At 44.2% G+C, this 765-nt stretch carries 1 protein-coding gene; it reads right to left on the reverse strand.

Going from position 1 to position 765, the window contains the following annotated elements:
* Window positions 1-24: 24 nt before the first annotated feature.
* Window positions 25-765, reverse strand: a 741-nt coding sequence (locus GQR56_RS21280; protein ID WP_240920968.1) for an EF-Tu/IF-2/RF-3 family GTPase, incomplete at its 5' end; no start/stop codon positions are given.

Consider the following 765-nt stretch of genomic DNA (forward strand, 5'->3'; position numbering starts at 1 on the left):
GGTAAAAATTAGCTAGGCTAATAATTACGCTACGATAGTTGCTACAACACCAGCACCTACAGTACGACCACCTTCACGGATAGCAAAACGAAGACCTTCATCCATCGCGATTGGCGCGATTAGAGTTACTGTCATCTTGATGTTATCACCAGGCATTACCATTTCTACGCCATCTGGTAACTGTACGTCACCAGTTACGTCAGTTGTACGGAAGTAGAACTGTGGACGGTAACCTTTGAAGAATGGAGTATGACGACCACCTTCATCTTTCGAAAGTACGTATACTTCTGAAGTGAATGTAGTATGTGGGTTGATTGAACCAGGCTTAGCTAGTACTTGACCACGTTCAACGTCTTCACGTTTAGTACCACGTAGAAGTGCGCCGATGTTTTCGCCAGCACGACCTTCGTCTAGAAGCTTACGGAACATTTCAACACCAGTACAAGTAGAACGAGTTGTATCATTGATACCAACAATTTCTACTTCGTCATTGATGCGGATGATACCAGCTTCAACACGACCAGTTACAACAGTACCACGACCCTGGATTGAGAAAACGTCTTCGATAGGCATGATGAAAGGCTTATCGATGTCACGCTCTGGCTCTGGGATGTAAGTATCAAGTGCGTTTGCAAGCTCAATAATCTTATCTTCCCACTCTTTCTCGCCTTCTAACGCTTTAAGCGCAGAACCAGCGATTAGAGGTAAGTCATCACCTGGGAAATCGTATTCTGAAAGAAGTTCACGAACTTCCATTTCTACTAG

This window comes from Pseudoalteromonas sp. Z9A5 (assembly GCF_011378875.1).
Taxonomy (GTDB): Bacteria; Pseudomonadota; Gammaproteobacteria; order Enterobacterales; family Alteromonadaceae; genus Pseudoalteromonas.